We start from the raw sequence: 18022 nt of genomic DNA on the forward strand, positions 1-18022 counted from the left end.
AATAGAGGCAAAAATCCGGGACGCTAATTATTTTATAGGCAGCATTCTGATTCTCGACAGGAAAATCCAAGTTCAGTAGCCGAGGCCCGAACGCTGCATTCGACGACACGGAGAGACCTCAGTTCGCGCCAGAGGCCTGCCGGCGCCACAGGGGCGGCTCCGCGCATGCCTCGGGCGCGGGCTCGCGGCGGCGGACGAGACGGGACGTGGCCTCCCTTCGAAGGGCGCGACCCGCGTAGACGGCCTCGATCACGGGAAGCAGGAACCGGCCGGCCCGCGGGAAGAAGCGGAGAAGCGCGCCCTCGCGCCAGAGACTGTCGCGGATCTGCTGCGCGGGTCGGGCCGGCCGCGGTGTGGCGTACTGCGCGCTCAGCTCGACGCGTCCGAAATCGCGGGATCTGCCGCCGAGACTCAAGGTCGAGACGGTCCGGTCATCCGGCCAGATGATTGCCTTCTTCAGGGCCGCCCACGCCCGCGCCGCGTCGTCGGGGATCGCCGCGACGCTCTCGGAGCGAAGATCGTCGATGTGGGCCAGGACGCCGGTGAAGAGGTCCGGCCGCGTCGATGCGATCCGCGCCTCCCAGCCGTCGTCCTGAAGATTGGCCCGCGGCGGCGATCCCGGGACGGCCTGGGCGAAGGTGCGGACGCTCGGCAGGTCCGGTTCCAGGCAGGCCTCGATCAGGTGCCAGAAGCGCAGCACCGACGTGCGCGCGTCCCAGGGCTTGTACCAGTCGCTCTCGACACTCAGGCCGAACGTGCGGCGGAAATGCGGTGTGGCGAGGCGCTTGTAGTTGCAGCGGGCGAGCTGGAGCCCTGACCACGTCCGCTCCGGCAGGCCCTCCTGAAGCATGCGGACCGTGCTGCCGTAGAGCCCGGTATCGACCAGCACGCAGTGGCGCGCCGGGCCCGCGCAGGCCTCGAGATGCGCGCGGAAACGGGCATCCTGTTGGGCGACCGCGGCGTGAAGGCGGGCCACGCTGGGCTGGTTGCCGGACAGCAGCGCGGTGAATGCCCCCTCCTCGAAGGGCTCATCCCAGGACGCCGGAAGGGCCAGATCGTCGCGTTGCGCCAGCGCCGCCGCGATCTCCGCCATCGACCGGCCGCTGAATTCCCGACCGAGTTCGGAGAGCATGCCGGGGCTCGGCGGATCGAAGGCGGTGCGGGCGGCCACGAGGCGCGAGACCATCAGGGCCGCGCGCGGGAGGTTCTGCGGCAGGCTGGTTCGCTGGAGGAAGCGCTCGTAGACGAGTTGCAGGCGCAGGCCGCCCCGGGCGCAGAACAGGAGGACGGTCCTGTCCGGCGCGAGGAAGCGTTCCGCGAGCCAGAGGCGTAGGCAGAACTCGGCGAGGATCGGGCCCAGCACGCGCTGGCCGAACGCGACCGCGTCGTCGCCCGCGGGGCCGCGTGCGGCGTCGGTCGCGCTCACGGCCCGATCCTCCTGGCCCCGCTCCGGGCGGCACCGATCCAGTGCCGGTGCATCACGCGAGCGCGGACGGCATCGAGGCGGCGACGCAGCACCACGTGGCGCGGCCGGAGCAGTTGTGCCGTCCTCAGGCCCGCGGCGGCGGCCATCGTCACGTCCGCCAGCGTGTCATCGCCGAGGTGGAGGATCTCGGCGGGGGGCACTTTCTCGCTCCGGAGAACGACATCGAAGAGCGCCCGTGTCCGCTTGGTCGCGTCGTGGTCGGCACTGGTGTAGATGCGCGCGATGGGATGGTCGGGAGCCAGCGCATTCAGCAGCTGCGCGATGGTCTCGCCGCGGTGGTACGTATCGCTCACCGCGATGATCCTGCCCCCGGCCCGCGCCCGGCCCCTGAGCCACGTCATCAGCCGGGTGTTCGCGCGCAACTGCGCGCGTTCGACCGTGATCTCGGCCCGATACAGGATATCCGCGGCCCGATCATCGAGACCGAGGACGCGCGTCATGGCCGCGAGCATGTCGGCGAAGCGCACGTCGCCCGAGGGATTGGCCAAGTCGAGCGCCCGGTAGGCCGCTCGCTGCACCTCCAGGCGCGCGGCGTAGATCGCGCCCGGTCGGCGCACCACGCCATCCTCCGCCGCGAGCAGCTGCGACGCGACGGCCGCGATCTCGTGGAAGCGGCAGCGCTCGGACCGGTGATCGCGCAGGAGCAGCGTGTCGAAGACGTCGCAGGATACGATACGGGCTGCCGTCTCGGGTAGGTGCATGATGGCTAGATCTCTCCCGATCGATGGCGATCGAACCTGATGTCTGCCCGCCGGGCCGCGCCCGGCGGATCCCTTCTGCAATGACGGTGCCGTATCGGCACCACGCTGCGCGCGATGTCCATCCTCCAACGAGTATAGCAACAATCTGTCCCGTCCGACATCAATGAAGGCGTGCTGCTACGGCCATAAGCATTGACGAGGCGACCGCGCACCCCCGAAAAGGCGGGTTGATCGGCCCGACCGAGGGGGAATCTCCAGGAAAGGGGGCCTTAGTGGAGCTTGGCGGCGCCCAACAAGACCGCCGTTCGGAGTAGGTCCGGGGGATCAAAGGTACGACCGCCCGCGCTGGGAGGGCGGGCCGGCGCCGTAGGCCGCGACGGATCGACCGACAGGCTCAACGTGCCTGGATGTCACCTTGATCTCGCGCCTCATGCGAGGCTCAACACGTCCCCAGAGCTCCGAGTCGGGCCGGAAGGTGACGATCATCGATCAATTCCCGATCACGGAGTGTTGATTTTTGTCTCCGAGCCAACGTGAAGTGCGCAGAGCGTCAGCGATTAAACTACCAATTGGACTTGGATTTTTGCTGCGGCTTCAGATGTCGATTGTGGATTTCGGCGGGATACCGTGCTAGCCACATCCTGTCGGGCGCTGCAGACCGTGAGATACGGGCGCGCTGAACGACGAGCGTGAAAGACATTTGTCGTGGTCACGGATCCCAAGCTCGCAGTCATCATTACCTGTTACAACTACGAAAATTTTGTCGGTCGAGCAATTCAAAGCGTTGTTGGGCAAGGCAATGACTCTTGTGAGATCGTCGTGATAGACGATGGATCGACGGATGACTCGTGGTCGATTATCCAGCGGTCCGGTGTCGCGGCGTTCCGGATCCCGAACGGCGGTCAGAGGGCGGCTTGCCTGTACGGATTGGCCAAGGCCCGGGCCCCGTTTCTGCTCTTTCTCGACGCGGACGACGAGCTTCTGCCGGGTGCTCTCGACCGTATTCTCGCGGAACTAGATCCGACTGTCGCCAAACTTCAGTTCTGTCTGAGGTGCATCGACTCGACTGGGACGATCCTGGCGGACCCATACCCCGCTCTCGGCGCGTTCCGCGGGCAGGACAGGACTGTCAACGACATCCTGCGCTCAGGCGTCTATCAGACGCCGCCCACGTCCGGGAATGTCTTCCGCCGCGATGTCTGCGATCTGCTCCATCAATGCGCGTACGACCAAGCTGTCGATGGCGTGATTCTGTTGGCTGCCCCGTTCATGGGCGAGATCGTCAGTCTTTCTGAAAGTCTTGGGCTCTACCGTGTCCATGGCCGCAATGACTCGGGTCTGGGCCGCGTCCCGCAGGCGGCCACCGTCGAGCGGGACCTCCAGCGTTTCCAGTCACGTCTGAGGCATCTGCGCGGTCTTCTTCACGACTGGCGTCCCGGAGTCTCCCTCGTCGAGCCAGAGCAGACATACTATTTTCAGTTCCTCGAGTTCTGCCTGGCGATCCTCCGGGGTGTCCGGTACGGTGGCAGGCCGTTCCTGGGCCTGATCAGATCCGTCCTGATCGAGCCGCGTTCCCTGAAGTGGAAAATGGCGAATGCGCTCTTCGTAGTCGCGACGTTTCTCGCGCCCGTTCGGTGTGCGCAGGCGTTGCTCGCCTTCCGCTTCTCGCCCAAGCGCCGGCCGGTCCGACAGATCCTGCGCGCCACGATCGGTGCGGGGCATTGTTGAAAATCAGTAGTGCGCCGGATTTTTCTGTTGCGCCCGGTCGCGCTTTTACACCTAGATGGCTCCGGAATATGTGGCGGCTCTCCTGTTCGGCCAGGGTCGTATCTCCCGCCTAATCGGCGCCGCGGCTTGCATGGAGTCCAGCGCAGGCCGGGGCTCGGATCCGACACGAGCGCTCGTAAGTCATGCGTATTCTCCATCTGCTGAATCACACGCGCCGACTGAACGGCCATGTCCACGCGGCCGTCGATCTCGCGTGCCAACAGGCGCAGGCCGGACACCGGGTCGCGATAGCCAGTCAGGGTGGGGATTTCGATGCGCTGCTCCGGTCCAACGGCGTCGAGTCGATCTTCGCGAGCCACGCGCGCACGCCGGCCCGGATCCTGACGTCGTTCCTCGGATGTGGCGGTGTGCTCCGGCGTTGGCGTCCCGATGTCGTCCACGCCCATATGATGACCAGCGCCGTGCTGGCTTGGCCGACCTGCAAGCTGCTGCGCGTTCCCCTCGTGACGACCGTCCACAATGAGTTCGAGAAGGGTGCCGTCCTCATGGGCCTTGGGACCAGGGTCATCGCTGTGAGCGGCGCGGTCGCTGCGGCAATGCGGAAGCGCGGCATCGCGGCTTCCCGCATCGACGTCGTGCTCAACGGGACCATCGGCTCAGCCCGCATGCGCGGTCGGTCCGAGGAACCGCAGACTCTGGATCATCCCGCCATCGTCTTCGTCGGAGGCCTGCATCCCCGGAAGGGATTGCCCGATCTGCTGCAGGCCTTCGACAAGGCGTTCCCCCACAATCGCGCCATGCGGCTCTACGTCGTCGGCGGCGGTCCTCACCGGGACGCCTATGAGCAGACCGCGCGCGCGCTGGCCTGCGCGGATGCCATTACCTTCGCCGGGCCGCGGGACGATCCGTACCGCTGGATGCTGGGCGCCGACATCTTCGTGCTCCCGTCCCACGCCGATCCGGCACCGCTCGTGCTCTCCGAGGCCCGGGAGGCGGGCTGCGCGATCGTGGGCACCGACGTCGACGGGATTCCCGAGCTGCTCGACGGGGGAAGGGCGGGCATTCTGGTCCCGGCAAACGATCCGGACAAGCTTGCGCAGGCGCTGATCACGCTCACGACCGATCCGAGCGCCCTGGGCGCTTTGAGAGCGAAGAGCCAGATCAACCTGGATCACCTGCGGATCGCACGGGTGGCCGACGAGACCTTGACCGTCTATCGGCGCGCTGCCGGCCTCGCGGGGTGATGCGCGTCCCGGTGCGCGGAAGCCGGACACGGCTCCCACAACGCACCGCGGGCGCGGCTCGATCGCAAGCTAACCAAATTAGCTAGATTGATGCCGCCGCCGGATGCTGGTTCAGGACTGCCTTGCAGAGCGTGTCAGGATCGGAATCGCCATGTTGCTCAGATCCGGATCCATGTCGTGACCACGAGGCACGACGTCGTTCCGGGCCGGTGTGGCGCCGGTCAGTCCTCCGTGGGACACGTTCATGCTCGCCTCTAAGACGCTGCGCGGCGCCGGATGGAGTGTCGCCGCGCGGATCTCCGCGCGCGCGATCGATCTCGGCACGCTGCTCGTCCTCGCACGGATCCTGTCGCCCGCCGATTTCGGCCTGACGGCCATCGCCGCGTCCCTGATCTCGATCGTCGAGATGATCCTCGAGATCCCGCTGGTTCAGGCCCTGTTGCGTCTGCAGAAGATCGAGAAGTCGCATCTGGATACTGCATTCACGCTGGGCCTTCTTCGGGGCGGAGTCATCGCCGTTCTGATGATGGCCGCCGCTTGGCCGGTCGCCCACATCTACGACGACGTCCGACTGATCCCCATCACGCTCGCGCTCGCGTCGGCCCCGATCGCGCGAAGCCTCTACAGCCCGGCCATGGTACACCTGTTCCGCAAGATCGACTTCCGTGCGTCGTTTCTCGCGGATTTTTCCGGCAAAGTGGCCGCGGCCCTGATCTCGATCGGGTCTCTCTACTTGGGAGCCGGCTACTGGGCCCTGGTGATCAATCCGGCTGCATCCGCGATCCTGCCGACCATCCTGTCCTACGTGCTCGCACCTTACCGACCGAGGCTCTCCCTGGCGCGGCTGAGTGCCTTTTCGGCGTTCACAGGCTGGTTCACATCCTCACAGATCCTCGCTGCCTTCAGTTGGCAGTTCGATCGCATGTTCCTCGGTTACCACGTCGACAAGGCCGTACTCGGCCGCTACGGGGTGGCGAGCGATTTCTCCGTCCTCCCGACTCAGAGCGTCATCGGTCCGGCTATGCGGCCGGTCATGGCCGCGTTCGCGACGATGGCCGATGACCGCCTCCGCTTACGAGCCGCCTTCCTGAAGGCGGCTCGACTCACGATGATCATCGCGCTCCCGGCCGGCGTGGGCATCGCACTGACCGCCGACCAGATCGTGAGCGTCATCCTCGGTGCGCAATGGATTTCCGCGGCGCCCTATCTGCGATGGCTGTCGCTGGCCATCATGTTCACCGCCTATTACCAACCTGTCTCGACGCTCTGCCTCGCGATGGACGAGCCGAACGTGATGCTCAAGATCACGCTCCTCGAGTCGGTGGTGAAGGTCTCGAGCATGGCAATAGGATTTTATATCGGCGGCGTGATGATGATGATCTACGCGCGCCTTGCCACGGCCCTGTTTCACTTCCTGATCAGCGCGATCTACGCGCGGCGTCTCGTCGATGCCGGTGTGGCGGGGCAGATCCGTAATCTCTGGCAGATTGCCCTCTCCTGCGCGGTGATGGCGGCCGCCGTCCTCGCGCTGCAGACCGTCTTGAGCCGCGCCGATATCGGGTTGGTCGGCCTATTGATCGCCACGGTCTTCAGCGGCGCGGCGGCCTACAGCGCGAGCATGCTCCTGCTCGGGTTTCGCCTGCAGACCCTGCGTCCTTGAGGCCGATCTCGAAGTGCTGGCCGGCGAATAACGATGAGCGCATCAGTGTCATTGGTCTGATACATGAGACCGCCCGCGCTGAACTTGAATCGGCCCGCGCTCCGATGTCTCGGCAGGGGGGGCGGCCGCGCGGCAGATCTGAGATCTATAAATCTTGGCCAGGCTGGCTGCGTCTGCTACGATTAAATGCGGCTCTCGGGACTCTGTGGTGCAGGTACCGTGGGCAGATCGCGGCGCGCAAATTTGTACTCAAGATTTGGATCTGGTCGAGGAGAATTTGATGCGTCTGCGTCTCATTGCGGCGGCCTGTGTTTTGCTGTTCGGCAGCCCGCTCGCGCATGCGGTTGCCGACGAAGCCGGTCGATACGTGCTCGGCCCACAGGATCATCTGACGATCCGCGTCTACGATCTGCGTCGCAACACCGGCGAAGCGTACTCGTGGACGGCACTGAACGGTCAGTTCGTCGTGGCGGCGGACGGAACTGTATCCATGCCGCTGATCGGCCAGATCAAGGCCGCGGGCGGCACGCCGATCGACCTCGCGAACGCCATCGGTGTCGCGCTGAAGCAGGTCGCCGATCTCGCTGAGAAGCCAGCGGCATCGGTCGAAGTCGCAACCTACCGTCCATTCTACATCATCGGTGCGGTCCAGCAGCCTGGCAAGTACGAGTATCAACCTGGCCTGACCGTACTGCAGGCCGTCAGCACGGCTCAGGGCCTGATGCGCGGCACTGACCCACGCGGCATTCAGCGCGATGCGGTCACGTCGCGCGGCGAGTTGCGAAATCTGGCCGCGGAGCGGGTCGCTCTGGCCGCCAAGTTGGCCCGTCTGGAGGCAGAGATCGGGGGCGCGGAGACGATCGCGTTCGGGGGTGATGTCAAAGGCACAGTGGACAAGACGTATGCGGAGCAGGCCGTTCGCGGTGAGCAGCTCCTGTTCGATACACGCCGGAACGCGCTGAAGGCCGAGATCAAGGCGATTGAACAGTCGATAATCATTTTCCAGAATGAGATGAGTACACTGGATAATAAGTCCAAGACGCTGGACCGCCAGATCGAGCTCAGCCGCGGCGAACTCGGCCTCATCAACGATCTGGTCTCGAAAGGACTCACGATCGCGCCGCGGAAGCTCGCTGCCGAGCAGAGTCAGGCCTCGTTCGAGAGCAGCCGGCTCGACGTGCAGGTTGCCATGCTGCGCGCTCAGCAAAGCCTCACACGCGCCGAGCGCGACATGATCGACCTCAAGGCCCGTTTTCGCCGCGAAGCGCTGTCGGAGGCCGCAGATGTCCGTCAGAGGCTCGCCTCGATCGACGAGAAGGCGCGCACGGCCGAGCGTCTCTCGGCCGATGCCGAATCCCAGATGGTCGGCAACACCGATGACGCGTCTGAAACCCTGAGTGCGCGCTACGAGATTACCCGGAAGCAGGGGGTGAAGGCGGCCACATGGCTCGCCTCGGAGGAGGCCGTCGTCGAGCCCGGCGACGTCGTGCGCGTGACGCTCGTGCGTCAGCCGGCCGACAGATCCGGTGAGACGCGGCAGTCCCCGACTCAGCGCCCCGGATCGGCGGACACTCCGGTGAGCCGCGGTCCGGCCGCGTCGGATGGCCCGCACCGGCCGACCGACAGCGCCAAACGCTGAGATCGCCCGTGCGGGCGCGTCGCATCGATCCGGGCGGCGGTCGGGCACGCTGTCGCCTGACACAGGCCCGGCATGATCGTCTGGCTGGCGATGCGTGGCCTGAGCGCCGATACCGATCCGCCGCCGATCATGCCTGGACCAGCCTGACATGAGCTTCGAACCGATTGGTGCCATCACGGTCGTCGTGGGCCTGTTCTGTCTGCTGTTCGGCCGGGAATTGGTCGTGATCGCGTTCGTGGTCATCTGCAATCTGGGATCGGCCGCGGCAATTCTGCTGGGCGGCGCCAATGTACAGCCGGCCCATCTCTTCCTCCTGTTCCTGATGATCGCGACACTGTTTCATCGCAACATCTCGACACGGGTCCTGAGTTCGTTCCGCCTGCCTGAACCGGGTTTCTGGCTTCTCTGTCTCACTCTCTACGGGGTGGCCAGCAGCTATATCCTGCCGCGGCTCTTCGCGGGTGAGACCTATATCGTGCCGCTGGGAACGTCGTCACACCTGATCACGAGCGACGGTGTCGTTCCCCTGGGACCAGTATCCAGCAATTTCACGCAGCCGGTCTATCTCATCGGTGATCTGGCTTGTTTCAGTATCATCACCGCGTTCGGTTTCACGAGGAACGGGCTCGAAACGCTCGCGAAGGCGCTCATCCTCTACGCGGCCGCCAACATATGCTTCGGCATCATCGACGTGGTGACCGCGGCCACGGGCACTCAGGACGCCCTGCAATTCATTCGCAACGCTCAGTACACGTTCCACGATGAGGAGAGTGTCGGCAGTATGCGGCGAATCATCGGAGCTTGGCCGGAAGCGTCCGCCTTCGCGGGAATGACACTGGGAAGTTGCGGGTTCACCGGCATGCTCTGGCTCTGCGGCCGCAAGCCCTCGGTCACGGGACCCCTGGCGCTGATCTCGCTGCTGTTCGTGATCCTGTCGACGTCCTCGACCGGTCTGGTCGGCGCCGGGGTGGTAATCGCCCTCCTCTACACGATCGCGATGCTGCGGTGCAGCACGCATCGGCAGGACCGTTTCAGTGCCGGTCTGGTGGTCGCAGGGCCACTGGTGTTCTGCGTCCTCGTGCTCCTGGCCCTCTCCGTCAGCGGTGTGGCAGAGCACGTCTACGATTACGTCGATACGCTCGTCCTGAGCAAAGCCGAGACAAGTTCGGGTGTTCAGCGCTCGGCCTGGAACGCCTACGCTTGGAGGAACTTCGTCGACTCCAGCGGCTTGGGCGTCGGCCTCGGGACCAATCGCACGTCGAGCTTTCCCCTCGCGGTGCTGTCGAATGTCGGGATCCCCGGCGCCGTCTTCTACGCGCTGTTCCTGGCTTCGGTGTTCGGCTTCCGGCGCGGGGCGCCGCGCACCTACGCGAGCGATATCCGTGCTGCCGGCCGCGTCGCCTGCCTCTGCCTGCTCTCCGGCAGCATCATCGCAGGTCCGACGGTCGATCAGGGCTTGATGTTCTATATCTTCGCTGCCACCGCGTGCGCCTATCCTGCGAGTCAGCCGGTCAGCCGTATCGGTGTTTCCGCGGCCCCGGTCGATCCGGCCGCAGCCGCGATACGGTCGCGGTTCGCTGAACCAGCTTGCCAGTCGGCCCAGAACGCATCACTCGGCACGTGAGGGCGGCCCTGGATACCGCCGGCCCGGCCCGGCGGCGGGGCGTTGCTGCCGTCCGGCACCGGAAGCTGCTGTTCCGCGCCCGCTCTGGGAGAAAACCGCGGTCCGCGCCATCGCGCCGCGACAACCGTGCGAGCGGTACGGAAATGGCCCCGGGGTCCGTGGGGAGCGCTCGAGATATGCTGGGTGCATCCGTTGCATCGAATGCATTGATCAAATGGTTCATAGGCATCTGCCGTTTTCGTTGTTGACTTTACCCTGCTGAAGGGCTGCCATTGCTGCCTCTGTCAGCCGAATGGCTGGAAGCTCCCGTCTGCCGGTCCAAGGCGTGTTGCAGATGCGTAGTTCGACCGTCAGGCGGTGTTTCGGTCCGCGCGCCATAGTGTGTTTGCAAATTCTGCTCAGTTAACGATAGTAGTGACTGGGTTTCGCAAGGAGCCTATGGTATCGATCCGTAAATCTCGATGAGATTCGAGGTGTCGGCGATGTTCACCGTGCTCCGCGCGGCCGACCATCATGCTCCGGCATCATCCTCCATCGCCTGACGCCGTGGCCGATGCAAAGCGAATCATGACCGTTTCTTCAGCCTTCGATCGTCATGGGCACTCGGGAGACGAGATTTTCGATGCGATCGTATTAGGGGCCGGTATTACAGGCCTCGTATCGGCTTCAATTCTTCACGATCTCGGCTGTCGAAATATTGCCGTCATCGACGAATTTGAAAATATCGGCGGCAATCATATCGACCGATCCATCAATGGATATACATTCGACATCGGAAGTCTAATATTTCAGGACGATTCGCCGCTGCTGAAGTATTTTCCGGAGTTGCTGGAACATTACGTTCCGATCAAGCCGACGTGGGGAAAGCTGACACCCCAGGCTTTCGTCACTTCGTACCCGCTGTCGATCCGGGACGACATCGTCCGGGCCGGTCCATGGGGCATCTTCAGGATCGTGCTATCGGCCGCTTTCTCGCGCGTGGCGCGGCGCAGAATCGGGAATGCGCGGGAGTTTGCTCGTTACTGGATCGGTGATTATCTGCTCAGAAGGTCCGGCCTCGAGAGCTACATGAAGCGGTTCTTCGGCGTTCCGGCCGACTGGGTCGATCTGGAATTTGCCGAGAAGCGGATGCTCTGGATCAAGGAGCACGCCAGCCCGCGCGTCTTGTTGCGCTATGTCCGCCGGCATCGCGCGCCGGGTCCGACCAACAGGCAGTTGGCGCGACCCCGCGAAGGCTTCAATGCCCTCTACGAAGTGGCCGCCCGGACCCTGCGGCAGCGCGGTTCGGTCTTTCATCTGGGCGAGCGGATCGAATCGATCACACGGCGCGGGACGCAATTCGATGTCCGCACCGGTGGCCGCCGTTTGACCGCCCAGCGACTCATCTCGACGATCCCCATTGCGCGGGCGTTGGCCCTCTGCGGAGTCCGAGAAGATCCCGGTCTCGCGTCGGTAACGCTGATCAGCCTGTATTTCAGCTTCGACGGGAATCGCGGCTTCGACTGTTCGATCCTCTACAACTTCGCGCATGACGGCGCTTGGAAGCGGCTCACGATGTATTCCGATTTCTACGGTCGGGTGGAGGGGCGCGAGTATTTTGGAGTCGAGGTCATCGCTGGCCACGCGAACGATTCCGTGACGATCGCCGAGCAGGATTTTCGGGCACATGTCGCCAAGAACGGGCTCTTCGCCGGTGATCTGGTTTGTGAGGGCAGCCAAGTGGTGCCCTGTGCCTATCCCATCTACACCGGGCAGGCCCATCAGCGGGTGTCGCGCGCGCTCGCCCAACTCGCCGACCTCGGGATCGAGTCGTTCGGACGACAGGGCGGTTTCGACTACCAGCCGACCGCCCGTGTTTCGACGCTCAACGCGGCGGCTCACCTGATGCCGACAAGGACATCGGACGCTTAGTCGAGTCGATTCGGCGGGCGGGCGCCGCGCGCCGCCCTCTGAGACCGGGGCCTCCCCCGCGTCGGTCGTGACCTCGGCGGTTCGGCGAGGAGGCCGGGGCCGCCGGCGCGGGGCCGTCTCACTGGACCAGATAGGCGCGGCTCGGCTCACGCGGAGGACGAGGGGCCGCCAAGCGCTCGCGCGCGAGGACCCCGTCGACGAAACGGCTGATCTCGTCCGCGAAGCGGCCGACACCGAAGTCGGCAGCGCGGCGGACGAGGCGCTCTGGCTCCACCCCGATCGCCCGACAGCGCTGGACGGCATCGATCAGCGCGTCGACGGACTGCTCGTGGAAGAAGGTGCCGGTCACGCCGTCGATGACCGTCTCGGTGACACCACCCTTGCCGAACGCGACGACCGGCCGGCCGCTCGCCATGGCCTCGACCGGGACGATGCCGAAATCCTCTTCTCCGGGGAAGATCAGGGCTTGGCACCGTGCGTAGTGGTGTTTCAGGACCTCGAAGGGCTGCGGACCGAGGATCTTGATGTGCGGACCGGCCATGCTGCGCAGTTCACGCAGCATCTCGCCGCCGCCGATCACCACGAGGGGCTGCCCCAACCGGTTGAAGGCCTGGATCGCCAGTTCCGGCCGCTTGTAGCGGACCATTTCGCCGACCATCAGATGGTAGTCACCGCGCTGGCCATCCGGAGCGATCTCGAAGGCCGCCGTGTCCACAGGCGGATGGATGACCTTGGCTTGGCGTCGATAGTAGGTCTCGATGCGTCGCGCGACCGTGTCCGAGTTGGCGATGAACTCGTGGACCCGGCCCGCCGAGACCGCGTCCCAGTTGCGCACGTAATGGGCCACCGGCGGCATCAGCAGGCGCGTGAGCAGCCCCGTCCGCTCGCGATAATCGTGGTACATGTTCCAGACGTACCGCATCGGTGAGTGACAGTAACAGATATGAAGCGCGTCGGATGGCGGGATGATCCCCTTCGCCGGACCCGATTCGCTGCTGATGATCAGATCGTATCCCCGCAGATCGAGCTGCTCGAGGGCCATCGGCATCAGGGGTAGATAGGATTTGTATCGGCTGGTCGCGAACGGCAATCGGCCGATGAACGAGGTCCTGACCCGGTGCGCCCTGATGGTCGGCGACATGGATTGCGGGGCGTAGGCGTGCGTGAAGATGTCGGCTTCCGGATAGAGGTCGCAGAGCGCCTCGACGACCTTCTCGCCGCCGCGCATCCCGATGAGCCAGTAATGGACGATCGCGACTCTCATCGCTCGGAACCTGCTTCCCCGATCGCCGCGCAGCTCTCACCGAGTCGCCCGGTGGATGTCCGATCGGTCGCTGGCAGGCAGCTGCTCCACAGGCAAGGGACCATGATTGCGCTATTCTCAGTCTTGATCGGAAACGTGCGCCTTCGGCTGGACCTGTGTGGTTCGAGCCTCGGGAGCCGCGGGGATTGATGACTTTCAGACGGGATCGACGGGTCTCACGCCATCCGCTGCGGATGGACGTTGCAGGCAGGCCTGGCCGACTTGGCGGGTATGCTCCGGGGCCGCATCAGGCTCCGCGCTCCCACCCGTCGGCCGAACAGGCGCAGACCACCCGGCGTGCCGCGCCACCCGGCACTCTGTTCTCTCTCGGCGCATGCATCATGAGTGGCCCCAATCCGTACTGGCTCCGGCATTGTGGCCGCTCCTGCACGTTGGATGCCGCTTAGCCATCCGCAGGATACTGAGTTCGCCCATCCGGGTCACGCTGCGGAACCCGCCGCCATAGGGATTAGTCCCGCGGCATCGCAATAGGGCCACGCACGCACGGTCCGTCGCGGCGCGGCGGCCGATGCCACCGATCCGGCACGCGTCTCATCCCGCTGACCGCGCCTGAGGTACTGTATCGGAAGTCCATCCATAGAGCGCGCCCCGCACGTTGTCATGATCGCCCTCGGCGCGAAATTGATTTCGTCGCGCCATTCAGCAACATCCCGGTGATCGCCGCCGCAGCGACCTCCCGGAATGCCTGCGGCGGGACGTCTGGACATTGCGCCGCGATCCCATGCGCGAGCGTCCCGGTCCGGACGGGTGGCCCGCGCGCGCGGGAGAAGCACAGAGCTGCAAGTGGCTCAGCTCTCGACCATCAACCGTGGGAACGCGCGGCATTCCTCGGGCCGGACGAACGCAGTGCACAATGATGGGTGAGCATCCGGCCAAGGTCGGTGTCTCGTGACATTGCTTGGATTGCGGCATCGAGGCGGATTCGTGGCCGGGTCGAGAGGCAGAGGCCCGGTGCCACTGTGCTTCATCCTGCGGGATCGAAATCTATTCTTGCATTTTTGGGCGGAAAATATACTGGCATTTAGGGTACGGTTAAGCTTGAAACAGGCGCGATGATTTGATATCCGATCGGTAACAATTGATTAACCGTTGCTGCGCCTGGCGGCCACCTGCCGTCACGAGGAGCCAGAACATGCTGCGCGACGTCGGCCCACCGCTTCAGCCTGCCTTGCGTGCGCCGCAGTACGGTGTCGAACTGGCGGACCAAGTGGGCGATGCCGCGGAGGCTGTCGCGGAGGCCGTTCTGCCAACGGCGCCGTTCGTGGCGCGCGGTCTGCGGTTGGGCTGGGCGGCCAAGCGCGGGCTCGACATCACGGTGGCGGCCACGGCCCTCTTCCTCTTGCTGCCGTTGCTGATCCTGATCGCCGCTCTCGTGTATGCCGGTGATCGTAAGGCGCCGATCTTCCGCCACATGCGGGTGGGCCGGGACGGTCGCCGCTTCGGGTGCCTGAAGTTCCGCTCCATGGTGACGAATGGCGACGCTGTTCTGGCGGCGCATCTGGCCGCCAATCCTCTGGCCCGGGCCGAGTGGGCGGCGACGCACAAGCTCAGCGACGACCCGCGCGTCACCGCCGTCGGCTACGTACTGCGCAAGACCTCGCTCGACGAGCTGCCGCAGCTCTGGAATGTGCTGCGCGGCGAGATGAGCTTGGTCGGTCCGCGCCCGATCGTGCCGGCCGAAGTCGCCCGCTACGGGCGGGCATTCCCCACCTGTTTCGCCGTGCCGCCGGGCGTGACGGGGCTGTGGCAGGTCTCGGGCCGCTCCGACACGACCTATGCCGAGCGCGTCGCGCTGGATCTGGACTATGCCACCCGGTGGACCTTGCACCGGGATCTCGCCATCATGCTGCGCACGGTTCCCGCGGTTCTGGCGCAGCGCGGGAGCCGATGAGGCGCGGGTGGTCCCCGAGCCGCCCCGCGCCGGGGCACGGCGTGCTCTGGCCCTGCGCGACGGCGCAGCACGAACCGCGCTCCCAGATCCGGTTCGGGGCAGCACTTTGCTGGTCCTACAGATGAGGGCCGGATCGGATTGTGGCGGGTGCCAGCGATGACCGAACGAGACCCGTACCGCCACGAGGATCCGATCTGGTACGATCGGATCGAGGCGGATGAGCCGCCTGGCGTGATCCTCGATCTGCTGGCGCACGCGTTCGTGCCGATCATGGCGACTCTCGGTGCGGTGCGAGCGCTGTACTGGCTACCGACTCGACTGTGGTGCCGGGCCGCGCGCTCGATCCTGCGCGATCGGACCACCGCTGCGAAGCGGCTCTGAGCCGAGCGCAGCATCGTCACAGTGAAGCATCCGCCGGGCTCGAGCGGCCTGTCGTGATACGTCATCCGCCGACGGACCCGCGACGCGGCCTCCAGCCGTCCGAGCTCCGGTGAGCGTGATGCCACACTGAACGCGCATCTGAGCGTCCGTTCACCGCCCACCTCTCGGGCACGCAGCCCGGTTATGTCCGGAGCATACCGAACTCGGAGCCGCGGCGCCGGTTGTGGGAGCTTCATCAGGTCGAGATTGACAATATTAACGCTATGAAGTAGCGCTATTGACCATTCTGAAAATTGATAGACGTGATGGATCCCGAACGGGATCAGATGTCATTTGCCCATATCGAGTGGCGAGTGCTTGTATGAGGTTCTCGGAGGCAGGGGCTGCCATTCGGCGCTGGCACTTTGGCTGGCCGCCGCGCACGCGCAGGATGACTGCCAGCGAGCGCTCCCTCTCGGTCGGTGCCTGCCAAACGTGCGGGGCGAAGGTGGAGATCTCCAACGCATACTGCGTTCCCTGCGCCACAGAATACGCCGACTGCGATGTCGCATATTTTGATCGATGGTTGCTGGTCTTTATCTGGGTTGCTGCAGGTGTGACGCTGTTCGGCGCAATCTATTTTATGTTGAGACTCTTCGGTGTTGTATCATAGAGATGTTGACGGTCCTTCGTCGCTCGGCTTTCGCGTCATCGCCGACGTCGGATTGTGGAGCGGTCGGAAGGCTCACCGATCGGAGCGGAACGGCGCAAGCGGCATTCCCAGGATTCGGTGCGCGATGCCGCGCCATCGATTCCAAGTCTGGGACGTATAGGTCCCTGGTCAGGAAAGGTGGCACGTTCCCGGTATCGGATGGCGATCACGTCGATGCGCCGGCTGTCAGGTTCGTGCACGCTCCTGTCCCGGACCCAGGCCCCTGGCTCGGCGATCACGGGTGGGCCGGCGCTCGAGCGTTGGTATGCGGTCCGTCCAGCGCGATATCCCGGTGGATGAGAGATCTGAGTACCTCTATCGGGTGATGGACGCTGGCCATTGCTCGGTAGAATGGCTGTGGGACCCGCTGTTCAGGGCGCGATCACGGCTGACGATACAATCGAGCCGGGTCTGAACAGGTTGCGGGTGAGGGTGAGGGCAGGATGCGCGGCTTGGTTTCGACTGCGACGCTCTCCGGAGTGCTGGCGCTTGTCTTCAGCATGCCCGCATCGGCGGCCTCCGATATCACGGTCGCTGCCATCGCCACCGGTCGGCTCTATGTTGTCGGGACGACCGATCGCCCGCACACGGCCGTGATTTTGGACAAACGGTTCAAAACCGAATCCGATGAGAACAGGAAGTTTCAGTACGAGTTGGTGTACCATCCCGCCAATTGTGTGGTTTCTGCCGCAATCGATGGGACGATACATGAAGCGGTTGTCAGCAATTGTGGGCAGCAGGTGGTGCCCGGAACTTGGCTGGACCCGAAGCCCGCGATGACGAGGCCGACGCCTCTGGAGCGGGTGCTCTCACCGACGGTCGAGGTGCCCTCCACCGTTTTCTGCCCCTCAGTTCAGACAGAGCGCTCGCAGGATCCGGCACGCATCGAGCTTGCTGACCGCACGCCGCCGGTCTTCACCGTCGTGACGGGGATGAATTTCTCGCCGCGCTACTGACGCTTGGCCGCAGGTGTGAAGCAGGCGGAGAGGATGGGTGCGGCGCATCGTCGGGATCCTCCCGGAAGGAGTCCGCGAACGGACTTCTGCGCGGCGTCGGCTGACGGAGCGCACGGCGAAAGCGATGGCCGCTTCGCCGGCTTGGGGGCCGTAGTCGGGACCGGCGTGGCGGGTGAGAACGCACCGAGGCGTGCCGGTCGATACGGAGAACTCGCCGTTCACTCTCGAGCCGCGTCGAAGAGCGACGTCAGCATCCTGAGCATACGCTCTTCGCGGCGGCGTGTCCGCCCTTCAGGAGCGCCGCCATCGCCGCTTCGCGATTGTACTCCGACATGATCCTCTTGGTGGCGAGATCCTTATCGAAGCCGGGAATGTTGTCTTTCTGTGTGGCCGAGGCTTCTCCGACGCCGGCACCGTTCGACATGCGGGACAGGCCGGAATAGATCGGCGGCTTCGTCAGATTCTCCGGACGGAGACTCTTCCAGCTCATGCGGTTGCGCATCGAGGAATCGAGAACCGCCAGAGGGTTCACACCGTTCTGGCCGATCTGCGCGTCCGTGAGCTTCAGAGTGCCGGGAATGACGACGGGGAGCGGATCGATATCGCGCTCAGCACGCGGTGCCGCGGCGCCCACGAGCGGGCCCGTCGACGCGGTTGCCGCAGGCATCGCGGTCGGGGGCGGCAAGGCGCTGTAGGCAGTCGGCATCAGCGGCGCGTGGGAGCACGCGCCTAGAGTGAGCACCGCCACGAGCGTTCCGATTCGTCTGAAAGCCATGGTCGCCCTCG

13 protein-coding genes are annotated in these 18022 nt (G+C 64.9%); 9 read left to right on the forward strand and 4 right to left on the reverse strand.

Annotated elements, in window-relative coordinates; translation table 11 throughout:
- Positions 1 to 118: 118 nt before the first annotated feature.
- Both ACLBYB_RS20830 and ACLBYB_RS20835 read right to left on the reverse strand, forming a co-directional pair.
- On the reverse strand, positions 119 to 1426 hold the full coding sequence (locus tag ACLBYB_RS20830) for a glycosyltransferase (protein ID WP_447699923.1): 1308 nt from the start codon (positions 1424 to 1426) through the stop codon (positions 119 to 121).
- A complete protein-coding gene (locus ACLBYB_RS20835; protein ID WP_447699924.1) occupies positions 1423 to 2268 on the reverse strand; it encodes an HAD family hydrolase in 846 nt (281 codons plus the stop codon). Before ACLBYB_RS20835 ends, ACLBYB_RS20830 begins: the two co-directional genes overlap by 4 nt.
- A 624-nt stretch (positions 2269 to 2892) precedes the next feature.
- On the opposite strand from ACLBYB_RS20835, the gene ACLBYB_RS20840 reads away from it, so the two are divergent.
- The 6 genes from ACLBYB_RS20840 to ACLBYB_RS20865 all read left to right on the forward strand — a co-directional run bounded on the left by ACLBYB_RS20840 (position 2893) and on the right by ACLBYB_RS20865 (position 11993).
- A complete protein-coding gene (locus ACLBYB_RS20840) occupies positions 2893 to 3915 on the forward strand; it encodes a glycosyltransferase family 2 protein (RefSeq protein ID WP_447699925.1) in 1023 nt (340 codons plus the stop codon).
- 182 nt (positions 3916 to 4097) lie between these two features.
- Entirely contained in the window at positions 4098 to 5159 is a 1062-nt protein-coding gene (locus tag ACLBYB_RS20845) for a glycosyltransferase family 4 protein (RefSeq protein WP_447699926.1), read from the forward strand.
- 244 nt (positions 5160 to 5403) lie between these two features.
- Positions 5404 to 6819 carry a lipopolysaccharide biosynthesis protein gene (locus ACLBYB_RS20850; protein ID WP_447699927.1) on the forward strand — a complete coding sequence of 472 codons (1416 nt, stop codon included), beginning with the start codon at positions 5404 to 5406 and terminating at the stop codon, positions 6817 to 6819.
- A 280-nt stretch (positions 6820 to 7099) separates the two neighbouring features.
- Positions 7100 to 8458, forward strand: a complete 1359-nt coding sequence (locus ACLBYB_RS20855) for a polysaccharide biosynthesis/export family protein (RefSeq protein WP_447699928.1) — start codon at positions 7100 to 7102, stop codon at positions 8456 to 8458.
- Positions 8459 to 8606: 148 nt separating this feature from the next.
- Positions 8607 to 10082, forward strand: coding sequence for a hypothetical protein (locus ACLBYB_RS20860; protein WP_447699929.1), 1476 nt, complete (start codon positions 8607 to 8609; stop codon positions 10080 to 10082).
- 567 nt (positions 10083 to 10649) lie between these two features.
- Complete coding sequence (locus tag ACLBYB_RS20865) at positions 10650 to 11993, forward strand: FAD-dependent oxidoreductase (RefSeq protein WP_447699930.1); 1344 nt, start codon at positions 10650 to 10652, stop codon at positions 11991 to 11993.
- Between the two features lie 118 nt (positions 11994 to 12111).
- Here the strand turns inward: ACLBYB_RS20865 and ACLBYB_RS20870 are convergent, their stop codons facing one another.
- Positions 12112 to 13257, reverse strand: a complete 1146-nt coding sequence (locus ACLBYB_RS20870) for a glycosyltransferase (protein ID WP_020091237.1) — start codon at positions 13255 to 13257, stop codon at positions 12112 to 12114.
- 1192 nt (positions 13258 to 14449) lie between these two features.
- Here ACLBYB_RS20870 and ACLBYB_RS20875 point away from each other — a divergent pair.
- The 3 genes from ACLBYB_RS20875 (at position 14450) to ACLBYB_RS20885 (ending at position 17236) form a co-directional block, all read left to right on the forward strand.
- Complete coding sequence (locus ACLBYB_RS20875) at positions 14450 to 15208, forward strand: sugar transferase (RefSeq protein ID WP_020091236.1); 759 nt, start codon at positions 14450 to 14452, stop codon at positions 15206 to 15208.
- A 156-nt stretch (positions 15209 to 15364) separates the two neighbouring features.
- Positions 15365 to 15589 (forward strand): hypothetical protein, encoded by a 225-nt coding sequence (locus tag ACLBYB_RS20880; RefSeq protein WP_447699931.1) that lies wholly within the window; start codon positions 15365 to 15367, stop codon positions 15587 to 15589.
- A 1134-nt stretch (positions 15590 to 16723) separates the two neighbouring features.
- Positions 16724 to 17236, forward strand: coding sequence for a hypothetical protein (locus ACLBYB_RS20885; protein ID WP_139215721.1), 513 nt, complete (start codon positions 16724 to 16726; stop codon positions 17234 to 17236).
- A gap of 247 nt (positions 17237 to 17483) precedes the next feature.
- Here ACLBYB_RS20885 and ACLBYB_RS20890 read toward each other — a convergent pair whose 3' ends face one another.
- Positions 17484 to 17984 carry a hypothetical protein gene (locus ACLBYB_RS20890; RefSeq protein ID WP_427508533.1) on the reverse strand — a complete coding sequence of 167 codons (501 nt, stop codon included), beginning with the start codon at positions 17982 to 17984 and terminating at the stop codon, positions 17484 to 17486.
- Between the last annotated feature and the right edge of the window lie 38 nt (positions 17985 to 18022).

This window comes from Methylobacterium sp. D54C, assembly GCF_053345595.1.